Source organism: Massilia sp. LjRoot122 (assembly GCF_964252725.1).
GTDB lineage: Bacteria > Pseudomonadota > Gammaproteobacteria > Burkholderiales > Burkholderiaceae_D > Telluria.
Genome location: NZ_CAXUPB020000001.1, coordinates 2489137 through 2503038, shown reverse-complemented (window position 1 = coordinate 2503038; position 13902 = coordinate 2489137). Strand labels below are relative to the sequence as shown.

Below are 13902 nucleotides of genomic sequence, written 5' to 3'. Positions count from 1 at the left end.
ATGTATACCCGGCTAGAACGCGCAGGTATCAATCCAACGATACTAGTCAGCAACACATAAAGGAGTATTGCTTTTAAGGAAAAGTCAGCCGGCAGGGTCCGCCAGCAGTTCTTCTCTTTCCAGGAATTTAGGCTCGAAACGATACAACTCTTCCAGCAACGCCCGTACCTTTGCGCGATCGGCCGGGTCAGGCGACTGACGATGCCAGGTTGCGTAGAGCTTGTGGTACGCGGGCCAGATCTGCGGCCCGTCGCTGCGCATCAGAGTGCGCAGTCGTCCAAGGAATGCAGCGCGCTGCTGCAGTCGCTCCGCGTCCGCTTGCTCGGACACGCGGTTGCGGCCGCCGAATTCATCTCCCCCGCGGCGGAACAGGTAGGTGGACGCGATGTATGGGTGCCCGGGGTCGAGCTCGTATGCCTTGGTTAAATACGCCCAGGATGAAGCCGAATAGGGGTCGGCCTGCATGAAACCCGATGCCTTTCCGTTGCTCATCAGGATCACTGGAAGATATTGCATGCGAGCGTAGATGCGTGCAGCGGCGGACCTGTCGCCAGCCCGTATCGCCTCCGCGGCCGCGCCTTCGAGCGCTGTACGAAGGCTGTCGATCCGATGCTGGGCGAACCCGGACAGGTTCTCGTTGCGGCTGGTGTCGGAAAGTTCGTAGCGGACGCGATCGAACTCCTGCAAGTAGGGCTGGCGTTCCGGCCCCTGTTTCGGGTCGTGCCTGAGCACGACCCTCGCGTTCAGCCGCGACTCGCTTTTTACCGTGAAATCGATGCGGGCTGGAAAGTATCCCCGTTTCATCAGGGTAAATCCCACTTGCATCGCTGGCGGTCGCTGCCTGCCGTAACCCTCGATCGCTTCGTAGTCGATGACGGCCTTGGCCTTACCGCCGGCATCGCCCATCGGAGTCACCCGCAGCATCGGAACTACCGGGTGGAACCGTGTTGCGAACTCGAACGACGACTGATAACGGGACGTTATCCGCCATAGATCATCGCTGTTCAAGGCAAGCGGGTCGGCGGACGGCAGGACATAGCCCCAGACAGTCGCATGTGGAATCGGATTACCCTGCTCGTCGGCGATCAATAGCGTCACTTCAAGATTGGTCGACATAAAACCCCTGCTTATAGCCATCGTTGGGGGCAGGATCCCCAGCATCATCAGTACGGAACGACGTAGGTAGTTCATTTCTTTGCGGGATCAGCGAAAGGCTGGGTGATAATCGTCGACGTGCTGATGAAGTTGAGCGCATCTCGGAACTGTTGTGTGTTTGCGCACAGGTAGAAACTATGGTGATTTCCAGTATCCGTCAAGCCCGAGTGAGCATCGCCGGCCAAGCTGCCTCATGGGCCAACGCCCGCCATACCAATGTATCCAGAGGTTTTGGCTGTTGTTTAGGGGAAAAAAGAAATATTTCTAGTGAGATCGATGCAGCACCGTTGAGTGAGTCCGTCCGAGTCGGACTTAGCCCGCACCTCGCCCGAGGCTTTTGAGTTGCCGCCATCGCGTGCTCATCAGCCACTGAGTTGAGCAAACGACGGCCAAATGGGCAGCCAAGAATTTACGGATGGGTTCAAGTGAGAAGGCAGTGTCAGGTCCACCGATGAGCACGTCGGTGTAGAGGCCGCCTCGGTCGGTAAGCTTGCGTATGTCGTTGGACATGCGCGCACTTGTCCGCCGAGACAATAAAAAAACCGTTGATCATTACTCGAATGACCAACGGCTCTTTGGGTTCCAATTTAGAATCAACTAGTTAGACAATCCCACTCATTCCCACTCGATGATCAATGGCTGAGGTAAGCCTATGAATTACTTACCAATTTTAATGGCGCTCCCGGCCCAGTGCCATTCACGATACCATGCCGAGGTCATCGATCCTTGACACGGCAACAACGGGCATTACCTCGCATTTACCCTACTGCGGCCACCATCCCCCGCCGTTGAGTCATACGTGCATGGTATCGCGGACGATCTGCTGCCGGCCAGAGTCGAACTAACCGGCCGGCACAAAACCCGGGGCGGTTCACCGTGCAGTATTCGACACCTTCGCAGCAACCGGGTCTTTAGGCGCTGGCCGAGCAGGCGTTGGGTAGGTCGGATAAAGGATAGTCCCGGTCTAGTGGCGTCAGTGGGCACGACTCGCTCGAATAAGTGCGTTGTTTGCGGACCGCTTGCGGATCGGCGAACTGGTGTCCACGATCGACAATGAGCCAATCTAAAGTTATGTAGCGTCGCTACCTGCGTTGCCGCCACGGTGGCTGACGCCGTTTTCGCAGCGAGGCCATGTCGCGACGTGGACACGCTACCGAGGCATGCTGTATCTCACCGAGATCACATCGGCGGCGCACACCATGCCATGTGCGAATCGGGACGGCTCGGTTGTACGTGTGGTCGCGCCGCGGTAAGCACTCCGCTTGTCGTAGACGTCGGTGGCTGATCCGGCGGCCAGCACATCAAAATTCGCGAATAAAAAAGCTAGAACGTATTTTTAAACAAATCTTCTTGTTTGTTCTTCGCATCTAGATTATGATGTTTCCGTCATTAAATATTCACTAAGAACCTAGCAACGAAGGGCTAACGATGCAAAAAGAACATGACTACGAGCTAACGCGACGCCTGGAGCAAATTCTCACCGATGGCAGCACGTTCATCAGTTGGAACGAGTTGTACCTTTGGTATGGCGTACAGAAGATCGCAGCCGCGACCTATCGTGATCTTGCAAATCGTTGGGAAGAAATCAGCGACGGCTATACCGTAGGCAAGGCCCCTCTAGGCGAACTGCATTTCGTGCAAAGCCCAATGAAGATCTCGCCCGGCATGTATCTGTTCGGCGCCAACATGCCGCAGCGCGTTTCGAACGATTAATTCACTGCTGGACATTAGGAACTAGGCGATGAAGATTCAAGACCAGGACTGGCAATATGGCGCGGTATTGCACCAGATCGTAATGCATCCCGTCTTCACGACGATCAACAAGATCACGGAGAAGGCCGGGCTGTATCTGATCAATGAAGAAACCAAACTGCTGATTAAATGTTCGGGGGACGATGGGCCTGAATGGACATTTTCTTTCACCCCGGAAGATGTTGAGATCGCTACTGGCATGAACGGGGCTGTAGCGCTGAACTGTGGCAGTCAGTCGATTTGCCTCTTGCATCCGACCGAACTTGCTGCGGTTCTCGACGAGAAGGCAACTAAGTCCCAGCAAGTCCGGGTGCGCTTCGGCAACAACGAGAGTATGCGCGTGACGGGGCCCTTAGGGATGCTTGGCCACACCATTGCGCATAACGCCTTTCCTGGCGAGTTGCTCGGCCGCGTGCCACCGAAGCAAGAGCCGCATGCTTGGCCAGAATTAGGACGACTGAGTTTCTATCAAGCGCCGCCTGAGTTGGTATTCGAATCGTCGCACCGGCTACTCGACCTCGCGAGCCATCTGGGCTGGTCGATCAAGGGTGACGAGCCGATAACGGTCTACATGGGCGTGTCTAGTATCAGTCACAAGTGGCCCGAGTGGAACGAGGAGCGTCTGCGAAAAATCGAGGGACTGATCAAAGACGACTTTGCCGAAGACGGTTACAAGGTCCAGGTTCAGCGTCACACCCCGGCGGTCGATCCCCACACGAAGAAGAAGAACCGCCCCTGTTCGGACGAGTTTGTTTGGAAGCTCACGATCAAGGAGTGACTGACGCTCAGCACGACGGCGTGAGCCTTTAGCAGCCGGTTCTCTTACGATAATAGGAACCGTTGGAGTTTTTTAAAAGCTGCGCGCGGGGTATAGCCGTTTTTCCCTTGTAACAACCCTTTGCTGGAATATTGAGGAGCGGTTCGGATGATAATGATTGCTAGTCTTGGTCTATGCAAAGCATGCCGTACAGAGGAGGCGAAACTGGGAACCCGGGTCTGTCGCGAGTGCCAGCATAGCTTGGGACAGTTGTGTGCAAACTGTGCCTCTGCAGCGTGTCCGCACTGTGGCGGCAAACTGATGAAAGCCGATCAGGTGTTCCCGCAATCGCTCTTTCGAGCGATTGAACTCGGCGACTTAGCTGAGGCCCGCCGTCTTATGGGCGCCAGTAGGCAGGACATCAACGAAGTGCGAAACCAAGCTGGTCGATCGCCCTTGTCGGTTGCTGCCGGTATGTCTCGCATACCAGACACGCGCCGGGTCGAGACCGTGGAATGCCTGCTTTCGCTCGGCGCTCTGCCGCAAACATCCGATGTCAGCGACCGGACGCCACTTATGCACGCTGCCATGAACCGCACCCTGTCCCGAGCACTCGCTCAACTGCTGAAAGATTCCGTCGACTGCCAGGATTCAGAGGGTAGGACCGCACTCATGTATGCCGCGGCAGGACACAGCTCGGTGAACACCAGGGCGGGCAATCGCACCGTCACGAAGCACCTTCTCGACGTCGGTGCGGACCCAACGATTGAATGCAAGAGACGGCGGACCGCCCTGGGTTATGCCTTGCGGGCAAACGATCGCGGCACGAACGGTGAGATGGTCGATTACCTGAAGCAGGTGATGCGCCGTCAAGCGGCGCAACGCATCTTCGAAAGCGAATACCGAGCAAGCTTTGATACGAATGGCACGCTCCACGTCACACGCGTCGCCGCATCTCAGCCCTGAGTCGAGTTCAACCTGAATGCACTGATCGGCCCGGCTTTGCGTACACGACGATGAGCGCCCTCAGTGTGCGGCTTCTGGCGCGTCTGGCCGCTGAGTTTGCAACCAACCCGGTCTCGACAACGATCAGCCGCAGTCACCCAGGCGTCACGTGTTGCCAGAGCCCGAAGTACATTCACTTATCTATGGGAAGACATACCAGCACATGAGCGATAACCAGTCGGATACCTTGCTCTACCCATCCGTGGTGCTGTATGCGGTCGACTCAATCGGGACGCCAATCAAGGCCGAAGGTGGTCCGGTGCGCGTGCCGATAGCAGCACCTGGTCAAACGGACACACCCGATCTCGTCATTGTCACCGGCCCGCTGGGGCAGCCCGTCGCAAAAAAGCGCGCTCTACAGATTGCGAGACGCCAGACAGACCCGGTGTTGCGCGTGGCCGTCTGTGAGGTTGAAGTTGGAATGACCTCGCTAGACGACGCGCTCACCAGTGATTTGTATTCTTCTTTCGATGCGGTCCTGGCTGTTGATGAAGCGCGGCGCGAGCAGTTGATTCGTCGCTTGCTTCGAACGGTGACTGTGCTCGAGGCGCAGGAGCAGTGGATTGCATGTGATTGGAATGACGTCTGTGAGATTGCGAGGGCTTCCGGCGGAAGGCCTGTGTGTTACGGATGGGGCCACGCTGCAGGGCATGTGTCTGCTGCTCAGGCAGCGGCGGCAGCGATTGCGCACATTGAGACGCAAGGTTTCGGCCTACATATGGCGCGAGGTCTTTGCGTTGGCATTCACGGCGCCTCTAAGGCTGTTTACGGTCGTGAAGTCAAAGAGGTGCTGCAGCAACTCCGCGCGAAGATCGGTCCTTCCGCCAGGGTCACCTTGGCAGTCGGATGCGATTTCTCCTTGGCCGAAGATGCGATCGAAATCGACATGTTCGCCTTCGGCGAATGTGTCCCGACTAAGCCAATCGAGCGCGATTTTGCTGGCGCAAATGATGTGGAGCGTGCGGCTGAGGATGCGTGTCCAGCGCGGGACGGACACGACACGGCTCTCGATCCACTCTATGCGCGAGCACGCACGCTCGTTCTGAGCCACCAACGTGCCTCGATCTCGCTCGTCCAACGACATCTGCGCATCGGGTATGGTCGAGCTTCGCGACTGCTGGATGCCATGGAAGGCGATATCTTGTCGGCCAAAGATCAGGACGGCATACGCACAGTCGGGTTGCCTGCAGAGCTCTGATCACGAATGCGGCGCGCTCCGCACCGAGCAAACCAAGTGTGCCTGCGCTCGAGCACGGCGAAGGGACGGACGGGCGGTGCCAGGCTATTGCTGCCCGTGAGCGCTACGTTCACCGTTGACCACAGCGGCACCTCGGCGTTGGATCTGGCAGCGCAGGCGGAGCACCGCGACGTCGTCAAGCGAATGCCGCAGTACGCCGACATCCACCTCAAGGCATCAACACCGCTTCCGCTTGCGCACCTTATGGTCGCGCCGTTTGCCCGGATAGGCCATAGTGATCCACTGATCGCATGCTCTGCAGGCTACACGTAAGCGTACCCAAACACTCGCTCGCCCCGTCTGAGGGCTCAAGACCGCTGAGGTCCATTGTTGATCAGCGCGCAGGGAATGCCATCTACCGCCACGCCTTGGACCGGGTCGTCGTTCTCGCCTGGGCCACTAGGGGATGTGAGCAGACCGTGTGTGAACACAGTTTCCCCAGGGAAACCTCACTCCCATTCGATGATCAACAAGCGTGATAATGCATTGATTAATAGCGACATTTTCACCTTGACAGAACACGATGCCATCCAAGATGCCATGACCATTGTGCGCACAAAATGTTGGATGCCGATACCAGCAGCATTCGCCTTGACGTAGGCCAATAGCTACACCTTCGTAGCAGGGCAAATGATGCTTCCCGCGTCATGGCACCAGACGACTCCAACCCGGCAGTCAAAAAATGCAACATCAAGAGGCACTCGACCACGCCAGGAAGTGATCGCCGCGCCCCCCGGCTCGACCATGAACGGCCGTGCGAGCTGCTGTATTTCGACGAATCCGGGTTCAGTCCGAATCCTCCGGTGCAGTACAGGGAGCAAATCGGCCAGACCCGCGCTTTTGAAACGCTCGCACATCGGCGACTTGATTGGGGCATTGCGTCACAATGGCCGGTTGACCTGGACTACTCAGCAGCGACCGACGACACGTGACGATGTAATCGTGTTCTTCGACCAAGTCGCGGCTCAGCCGTAAGACTCCTCGAATCGTCTGGATCGATAACGCCGCCATACACAAGGGTGACCAAGTACACAGGAAACGGCGCAATGGGCGAAGCATGGGCTCGACGTGATCGTAGGCAAACAGGAGTTCACACGGCAGAACATGATTAAATTTTTAACTTTTTCTTGCGACAGACATATAGTCATGTTAATTTTAGAACCAAGATTCTGCTGCTCGTCCCGCCTTGAATACTAAGAATCATGAACCCACATGGATGGCTCTTATTGATCGTGTTGGCATGCGCCGGAAGTATGTCGTCCCACGCCCGCGCCGAAGAACCCAACGGTGGACTTCAGGCTGAAACGCGCGTCGCGCTCGTCATCGGCAATGCGAACTACGCCAAAGCGCTTCCCTTGAAGAATTCAGGTAACGATGCAACGGACATGTGCGTAGCGCTCAAGAAGCTCGGATTCGAAGTCATCTGTAAGCTCGATATCGCAACTAAGCGAGATTTCAAGGATGCCATCTTCGAATTCACCGGTAAGATCAACCAGCGCAGCGTTGCCCTTTTCTATTTTGCAGGGCATGGATTGCAGGTGGATGGGATCAACTATCTACTTCCCGTCAAGGCCGACCTGAGGACAAAGAGCGATATCGAAGACGAGAGCATCCAGATGAATTATCTGATGCGTGAGCTCGAAGCTCGTCAGGCAGCACTGAACATTTTTTTCCTTGACGCCTGCCGCAACAGTCCCTTCGACAATCCGATCCGCGGTTATGTACCGATGATGGGCCTTGCATCTCAATTGTTCGCGCCACGCAACAGCGTGATCGCCATGTCAACCGGCTCTGGGCAGCTTTCCCTCGACGGCGACGGACGCAACGGAACCTTTACCAAGAACCTACTTCAGAATATTGAAACGCCGCACCAGACGATCGAAGACATGCTCAAAACCGTCAGCAGCGGCACACGCGTGGATGCGAGTCGCGTCAGACGGCAGCAGGATCCGCAGATCACAATGTCGTTTACACAGAAATTCTGCATGGCGGGATGTACGGCGGCGCCCCTGCGTTCCGACGATTCCCTGCTTGCGTCCAAGGCGGCAGAGCTGAACCGCTTGCAAGCAACGATTGCCGAGACGAAAGCCAAACAGGCGGAACTGGATTCACAGCAGTCGCTATTGTTGAAGAAGCGTGCAGAACTGGACGCGCTGCGCAAGGGTCTCGAAAGTGTGGAGTCGAAAGAAGAAGAGCTGCAGCGCCGTCAGGCCGAGGTCGTCCAGCGCGAACGCGAACTGGAAAAGCTGAATGCCGACATCAAGGCGTCCACCGAAAAATTCAACGAGCTGGAAGCCGTAAGGCTGAGCTTGCAGAAAAAGCAGGAAGAAGTTGAACAAATGCGCAAGGCACTGGCCCTACAGCAGGCGAACATCGATGCCGCTAACCGGGAAATTGCCACCAGAGCCCTTAAACCGCCAGAAAAAAAAGCTCCACCCGTTACGGTTGTACCCGCTTTTTGACAATGTTCATTTCAAGGGGATGCATATGAGGGTAAGAAAAGCAGTTGCGGTTGCTCCGTTCGTCTTGAGTTTCATTGCCTGCTCGGTAGCGCAGGCGCAAACATCTTCTCCCACACGTTTCACCATCGGCGCCAAGGTCTGGCACGCATCCTGGCTATCTTATTTACCGGCAACGTTCGCCGGAGTAAGCCCGTCCGGCGCGCCCGTGATCGGGGATACCGTCAACGCGGTAGAGGGAACCGAGCGTACCAGCGTCCTGCCCCAGCTCGCAATCGGTCACGGCAAATTCTTCGTCTCGCTCAACCATGGCGAGTTCAAGAGCGATTTTCGCGTGAATACGAGCCCCTTGGTCACGCCGTCCGGACAAAACCTGATCACCTCGCGGACCGACCATTTCAAACGCAGGGAGAGCGACCTGACCGCCGGCTACATGGTGACGCCGGAAATCGGCATCGCCATCGGCTACAAGGATGCGACCGAAACCCGCGACACCAGTCTCGGGATCGCTCCACAGCGCACTCCACTCGTCAGGACCACCGCCAAAGGTCTTCTGCTGGGCGCTGTCGGCAGCTTTGCGGTCAGCGACAAGCTGCGCATGTATGTCCAGGCCGGCTATGGGCCGGCGAAGCTCAAGCTGCGTTTTGCCGATCCGGCGTTCGGTTCATCCGCCAAGACCGACGGCAGGTACATCATCGGTGAGGTCGGGCTCAGCTACCCGATCTATACCGGCGTTAACGGGACGAGCGCGGCAACCGCGGCGATCGGCTACCGTACGCAGACCGTCAAGACCGAAGGCTATGCGGATGCGTTCCAGGAAAACCGGGACTTGCGCGACGTGCGCGACGGCCTGGTGGTGACGCTGAATTTCACGATATAGGCCAGCCGATCGCCCTGTCCCGTCAGCCCGTCGGGACAGGGCTGACGCGGACTGTTGCCAGCCGGACGAACACCGCCCGATGTTCCCGCAAACGGATTGTAAAGGATCGGACATCCCGGGGCACGGTAACCGGGATGTCCCCGGACCCATGGAACTACCGTGTGGAGACAGCTTCTTCGCCCGCCGGTCCTGGCGCGTCCCTCTCGTTCCCAGCTTTGAGGCAAGGCAATGACGCTCTCGATCGCCGCGAAATTCAATATCGTCTTCCTGTCCATCTTCATCCTGGGCTTCGGGGCAGCCACTTACATTACCAATCACCTGGTGCAGCAGAACGCCCGCGAGGAAACACTGCAAAACGCGCGGGTGCTGATGCAGTCCGCGCTCGCGGCACGCGGCTATACGGTGGGCCAGATCGTGCCGCTACTCGAAACGCGACTGAAGTACGAGTTCATGCCGCAGTCCATCCCATCGTACGCCGCCACCGAACAACTCAGCCAGTTGCTCAAGCAGTATCCGGATTTTACCTACAAGGAAGCGACGCTCAACCCGACCAATCCGCGCGACCGTGCTGCCGACTGGGAGGCCGACCTGGTCAACACCTTCCGCGCCAAGCCGGACCTTACCGAACTGGTTGGCGAGCGCAATACCGCGACCGGGCCAGCTCTGTACGTAGCGCGGCCGCTACAGGTCAAGAATGTGGCCTGCCTGCGCTGCCACAGCGTACCGGACGCCGCACCCAGGGCCATGCTCGCCATCTATGGCCGTAACAATGGCTTCGGCTGGAAGCACATGGAGATCGTCGGTGCCCAGGTGGCCTCGGTGCCGATGGAAGTGCCCTTGCAGCGTGCCGGTGCGATGCTGCGCACCTACATGCTCTCGATGCTGGGCATCTTCGTACTCCTCTTCATCGCACTCAATGTGATGGTGCATGTGTTCATCACCCAGCGCATTACGCGCATGTCGCGCCTTGCCGACCAGGTGAGCCTGGGACAGTTCAACGATGAGGAGTTCGACGTCAAGGGTGGCGACGAGCTGTCGACGCTCGCGCGCTCCTTTGCCCGCATGCGCTCCAGCCTGGCCAGCGCCATGAAGATGCTGGACGAATGAACGAGGATGCGGCGCACATGATCAAGCAGCTCGGCAAGTACCGGATCGATGGCATCCTCGGCAAGGGTGCTATGGGCATCGTCTACAAGGCTTTCGATCCCGGCATCGAACGCGTGGTTGCGCTCAAGACCATGCGCAAGGAGAGCTACAGTGAAACCGAACAGTCCGACCTGATCCGGCGCTTCAAGAACGAGGCGCAGGCAGCCGGACGTCTCAGCCATCCGCATATCGTGACTGTCTACGACTACGGCGAAGATACCGACTCCGCCTATATCGCGATGGAGTACATCGAGGGCACAGCCTTGAACAGCCTGCTTGCCGAGCCGCATCCCACCGCTCTGGCGCGCGTACTGGCCTGGATGGGCGACCTGCTTGACGGCCTGGGCTATGCGCACGCGCGTGGCGTGGTCCACCGTGACGTCAAGCCGGCGAACCTCCTGGTCACCCGTAACAGCCAGATAAAAATCACCGACTTCGGCATTGCCCGGATCGATACATCGGAGTTGACCCAGGCAGGCGCGATGGTGGGTACGCCGAGCTATATGTCACCTGAACAATTCCGCGGCGATAGCATCGATGGCCGCACGGATATCTTTTCGGCCGGCATCGTGCTGTACCAGCTGCTGACGGGCAGCCGTCCCTTTTCCGGCTCGGCCTCGGTCGTGATGCAGCAAATCCTGAATCAGGATCCGGCGCCGCCATCGCGCTTGCTGCCCCCGCTCGGCACCGCCTTCGATCCGGTGCTGGCCCGCGCCATGGCCAAGCAGCCGGCCGAGCGCTACCCGTCCGCTCGCGACTTCCACGAAGCGCTGCTGGCTGCCTCACGCGGCGCCAGCGCCGACCCGGATGCCACCAGGCTGGTCGACAACGACCGCACTGTCCTGCTAGCTGCCACGCGTCTCGCGGCGGCATCCTTCGCCGGACGGCAGCCTGAGGGCGCGCTCGGCAGCGGCATCGATGCGATGGCGCAGTGGAAACAAGAAGCCTTGCCGGAAGTCGAATCGGCGCTAGCACGCCAGATCGGCCCGATGGCCCGGTTTCTGCTGAAGAGAGTGGCCGACAAGGCGGAAGGACTCGACCGGCTCCATGAGCTGCTGCTGCCCCATATTCCCTCGGAACAGGGACGAACCGAGTTCCAGCAAACACTGGTCCAGATAAGGAAGAGGCTCGATGCCGCTCGCACTGGAGGCGGCTCCACGCCCCCGGCCGTTCCGGCGAACCCGCTGGAGGGCGTTGACGATGCGTATGCCGACGCGACCGCGGACCGGCTAGTCTCGATCATCGGCCCCATCGGCCGGCTCATCGTCAAGCGCGCGATGAAGCAGACCGGCGACCGGCGCACCTTCCTCCATATACTGGCAGAACACATCGATAATCCCGGCGAACGCACCCGTTTCCTATCGGACGCGGGAACCGGTTCCACAACATAACCTGGGGCCAGCGATGACAACGCCGATTCCACTTTCCCCGTTGCGTATTCACCGTCTGCCGGGCATGCTGGTGGCTGGCGCCACCGATACCGGGACGGTACGCTCAAGCAACGAAGACAATTACCTGCTGAACGAAGCACTCGGCCTGGCCATGCTGGCTGACGGCATGGGAGGCCACGCTGCGGGCGAGGTAGCAAGCGCCGGCGTGCTCACGGAAATGCTTGGCTACCTGACCGACCACGCCCCCGGCCTGCCTGCCATCGGCCCCGGGCTCCAGGAGGAAGCCGACCCGGATGCGACCTGGTCCGACCCTGCGGCCGGCGCCATGCGTCTACTCCATGCCGCGGTGAATCACGCCAACCAGCGCCTGTATGCACAGAACTGCGCTCGCAATCGCGGCGATGGCGGCGGCATGGGGGCGACGCTGACCGGCTTCTGGCATCCGTCTGCGACCGCGCCGATGGTCAGCTTCCACGTCGGCGACAGCCGCTTGTACCGGCTGCGCGGTTGCGTGCTGGAGCAACTTACGCGGGACCAGACGCTTTATCAGCAGGCTTTGGAGGCCGGCATGCTGGACAGGCTTCCGGCGCGCAACCTGTTGTTGCAGGCAGTGGGGCCAGCGGCCACTGTCACAGCGGAGGTGCGCTCGCACATGGTGCTCGAGGGGGACGTGCTGATGCTGTGCAGCGATGGTTTGCATGGAAGCGTACCGCATAGTGAGATCGAGGAAGTGCTGGCGCAGGTGACGATCGATACACTGGAGCAGGCATGCGAGCGTTTGGTTGAGCTGGCCAGGGCGTATCAGGGGCGAGACAATATTACTGTGGCCGTGGCTTTATGTAGCTTGAATGAAATTCAATCAACTCTGGTAAATGATAAAGCTAGCCGCAAGTGCACCAAAGTTGAGTGACATCCCGTCGACGCATCACTTACAAGGAATGGAGCTTACGATGCCTAATATCAAACTGAATTTAATGCTTTCAACCGACAGAAACATGTCGGGATTACTGCAAGTTCAGCAGGAACTTGACGGAAGAGTGTTGGCCATCTTTGAAGCACTTGGGCGCGGGAGCAAAGGGGGCGGGGATACCCAGTTAATAGAAAAAGGTAATACGCCGACAGGACATTATTCCGTGACCAGAGTTGTGCCGACGGGAAGCTGGAATCAAACGTCGTATGGCCCACATGGGGCGCTCAGGCTGGAGCCCGCGAGCGGCAATGCCAAAATTGCAGGTGATGTGATTGGCAGAAAAGGATTGTTGGTTCATGGGGGCGATTTGGGAAAGAGTAATTATTGGCGAGGAAGTGGCGAACTCCGAGCGACACATGGTTGTGTCCGCCTATCCAACGACTCCATGAAACAGTTAATCGATCTTCTTTTTCAAGCAACTCTCGATCCTTCAGCAAATATGTCCCGCGACATTGAAGTCAGCTTGTCCATAACTGAAACCCCGGTGTCGTTCGTTCGTCCACATTAGCATGCCTCCAGCCGCGCTCTTCCCATCGGCCGTCGAGTAGTGAAACGAAGGCGGCGGCCGATGGCAAGCCCTGACAACAGGCCAGCGACGGCGCAATGTGCTGTGATCCACCAGACCACCACATACTCCTGCTCCCGCGTGAATTGGCATGCTCGGTCGAATCCTCAGCTGCGGGAATGGAACGCCCGCTCCTTGGCGGCTCGAAGACCAGTTTTTTCAACGCAGCATCGAAGCTGTCCATCTCAAGTCGTCCTTCGAGCGTGGCCAAGGCCAATTCTTCAAGCTGGGAAAACCACCCTTCACCATACGTCACGGCTTCGTCCACCGAAGGCACCCCTTCAACATGCATTGCCAGCACCAAGGGGAAACACCGTCCTGTTCGGTCATGACTTGGCAATATGACCCCCGCCCAGGCATATGCGCCAAACAACCCTGCTCCGGCCACGAATCGCCAAATTGGACTGCACAGCCATACCGGCAGCCATTCAGTGCCCAGCTCGTTCCTGGCCTGTAATAGTCCTTTCTGAATCCACTTATCCATGCGCTCACGTACGTCGGGCGGCAATCGACGCCCGATAAAATCACCGCGGCTGGGCAGCTTTCCAAAAAAACCCGGTACCAGGCAGGAGTCTTCCACGATAT

Annotated in this window: 14 protein-coding genes; 12 read left to right on the top strand and 2 right to left on the bottom strand. The window is 58.1% G+C overall.

What is annotated here, in order from left to right:
- Window positions 1–84: 84 nt before the first annotated feature.
- Window positions 85–1116, bottom strand: a complete 1032-nt coding sequence (locus ACSQ25_RS10975; RefSeq protein WP_436105725.1) for a hypothetical protein — start codon at window positions 1114–1116, stop codon at window positions 85–87.
- A 1467-nt stretch (window positions 1117–2583) separates the two neighbouring features.
- Between ACSQ25_RS10975 and ACSQ25_RS10970 the strand changes: the two genes are divergently transcribed.
- From ACSQ25_RS10970 to ACSQ25_RS10915, 12 genes are all read left to right on the top strand, one after another.
- The gene (locus tag ACSQ25_RS10970; RefSeq protein ID WP_436105724.1) at window positions 2584–2868 is read left to right on the top strand and encodes a hypothetical protein; all 285 of its coding nucleotides are present in this window, start codon (window positions 2584–2586) and stop codon (window positions 2866–2868) included.
- Window positions 2869–2896: 28 nt separating this feature from the next.
- The gene (locus ACSQ25_RS10965; RefSeq protein WP_436105723.1) at window positions 2897–3685 is read left to right on the top strand and encodes a hypothetical protein; all 789 of its coding nucleotides are present in this window, start codon (window positions 2897–2899) and stop codon (window positions 3683–3685) included.
- Between the two features lie 300 nt (window positions 3686–3985).
- The gene (locus ACSQ25_RS10960; RefSeq protein ID WP_436105722.1) at window positions 3986–4630 is read left to right on the top strand and encodes an ankyrin repeat domain-containing protein; all 645 of its coding nucleotides are present in this window, start codon (window positions 3986–3988) and stop codon (window positions 4628–4630) included.
- 202 nt (window positions 4631–4832) lie between these two features.
- The gene (locus tag ACSQ25_RS10955) at window positions 4833–5867 is read left to right on the top strand and encodes a DNA translocase FtsK (RefSeq protein WP_436105721.1); all 1035 of its coding nucleotides are present in this window, start codon (window positions 4833–4835) and stop codon (window positions 5865–5867) included.
- Window positions 5868–5963: 96 nt separating this feature from the next.
- A complete protein-coding gene (locus tag ACSQ25_RS10950; protein WP_436105720.1) occupies window positions 5964–6179 on the top strand; it encodes a hypothetical protein in 216 nt (71 codons plus the stop codon).
- Window positions 6180–6553: 374 nt separating this feature from the next.
- Window positions 6554–6838, top strand: coding sequence for a hypothetical protein (locus tag ACSQ25_RS10945; protein WP_436105719.1), 285 nt, complete (start codon window positions 6554–6556; stop codon window positions 6836–6838).
- 321 nt (window positions 6839–7159) lie between these two features.
- Window positions 7160–8368 (top strand): caspase family protein, encoded by a 1209-nt coding sequence (locus tag ACSQ25_RS10940; RefSeq protein WP_436105718.1) that lies wholly within the window; start codon window positions 7160–7162, stop codon window positions 8366–8368.
- A 25-nt stretch (window positions 8369–8393) separates the two neighbouring features.
- Entirely contained in the window at window positions 8394–9245 is an 852-nt protein-coding gene (locus ACSQ25_RS10935; RefSeq protein ID WP_436105717.1) for a hypothetical protein, read from the top strand.
- 228 nt (window positions 9246–9473) lie between these two features.
- Window positions 9474–10352, top strand: a complete 879-nt coding sequence (locus ACSQ25_RS10930) for a c-type heme family protein (RefSeq protein ID WP_436105716.1) — start codon at window positions 9474–9476, stop codon at window positions 10350–10352.
- 17 nt (window positions 10353–10369) lie between these two features.
- Entirely contained in the window at window positions 10370–11782 is a 1413-nt protein-coding gene (locus tag ACSQ25_RS10925) for a serine/threonine-protein kinase (RefSeq protein ID WP_436105715.1), read from the top strand.
- A 13-nt stretch (window positions 11783–11795) separates the two neighbouring features.
- Entirely contained in the window at window positions 11796–12692 is an 897-nt protein-coding gene (locus ACSQ25_RS10920) for a PP2C family protein-serine/threonine phosphatase (protein ID WP_436105714.1), read from the top strand.
- Between the two features lie 40 nt (window positions 12693–12732).
- The gene (locus tag ACSQ25_RS10915; RefSeq protein ID WP_436105713.1) at window positions 12733–13260 is read left to right on the top strand and encodes a L,D-transpeptidase; all 528 of its coding nucleotides are present in this window, start codon (window positions 12733–12735) and stop codon (window positions 13258–13260) included.
- Here ACSQ25_RS10915 and tagF read toward each other — a convergent pair.
- Window positions 13211–13897, bottom strand: coding sequence for a type VI secretion system-associated protein TagF (tagF, locus tag ACSQ25_RS10910; protein WP_436105712.1), 687 nt, complete (start codon window positions 13895–13897; stop codon window positions 13211–13213). The genes ACSQ25_RS10915 and tagF overlap by 50 nt on opposite strands.
- Window positions 13898–13902: the final 5 nt, after the last annotated feature.

Coding starts and splice junctions, on each gene's coding strand:
- ACSQ25_RS10975 (WP_436105725.1), bottom strand. CDS start 1,116: ATGTCGACCAATCTTGAAGTGACGCTATTGATCGCCGACGAGCAGGGT.
- ACSQ25_RS10970 (WP_436105724.1), top strand. CDS start 2,584: ATGCAAAAAGAACATGACTACGAGCTAACGCGACGCCTGGAGCAAATT.
- ACSQ25_RS10965 (WP_436105723.1), top strand. CDS start 2,897: ATGAAGATTCAAGACCAGGACTGGCAATATGGCGCGGTATTGCACCAG.
- ACSQ25_RS10960 (WP_436105722.1), top strand. CDS start 3,986: ATGAAAGCCGATCAGGTGTTCCCGCAATCGCTCTTTCGAGCGATTGAA.
- ACSQ25_RS10955 (WP_436105721.1), top strand. CDS start 4,833: ATGAGCGATAACCAGTCGGATACCTTGCTCTACCCATCCGTGGTGCTG.
- ACSQ25_RS10945 (WP_436105719.1), top strand. CDS start 6,554: ATGGCACCAGACGACTCCAACCCGGCAGTCAAAAAATGCAACATCAAG.
- ACSQ25_RS10940 (WP_436105718.1), top strand. CDS start 7,160: ATGTCGTCCCACGCCCGCGCCGAAGAACCCAACGGTGGACTTCAGGCT.
- ACSQ25_RS10935 (WP_436105717.1), top strand. CDS start 8,394: ATGAGGGTAAGAAAAGCAGTTGCGGTTGCTCCGTTCGTCTTGAGTTTC.
- ACSQ25_RS10930 (WP_436105716.1), top strand. CDS start 9,474: ATGACGCTCTCGATCGCCGCGAAATTCAATATCGTCTTCCTGTCCATC.
- ACSQ25_RS10925 (WP_436105715.1), top strand. CDS start 10,370: ATGATCAAGCAGCTCGGCAAGTACCGGATCGATGGCATCCTCGGCAAG.
- ACSQ25_RS10920 (WP_436105714.1), top strand. CDS start 11,796: ATGACAACGCCGATTCCACTTTCCCCGTTGCGTATTCACCGTCTGCCG.
- ACSQ25_RS10915 (WP_436105713.1), top strand. CDS start 12,733: ATGCCTAATATCAAACTGAATTTAATGCTTTCAACCGACAGAAACATG.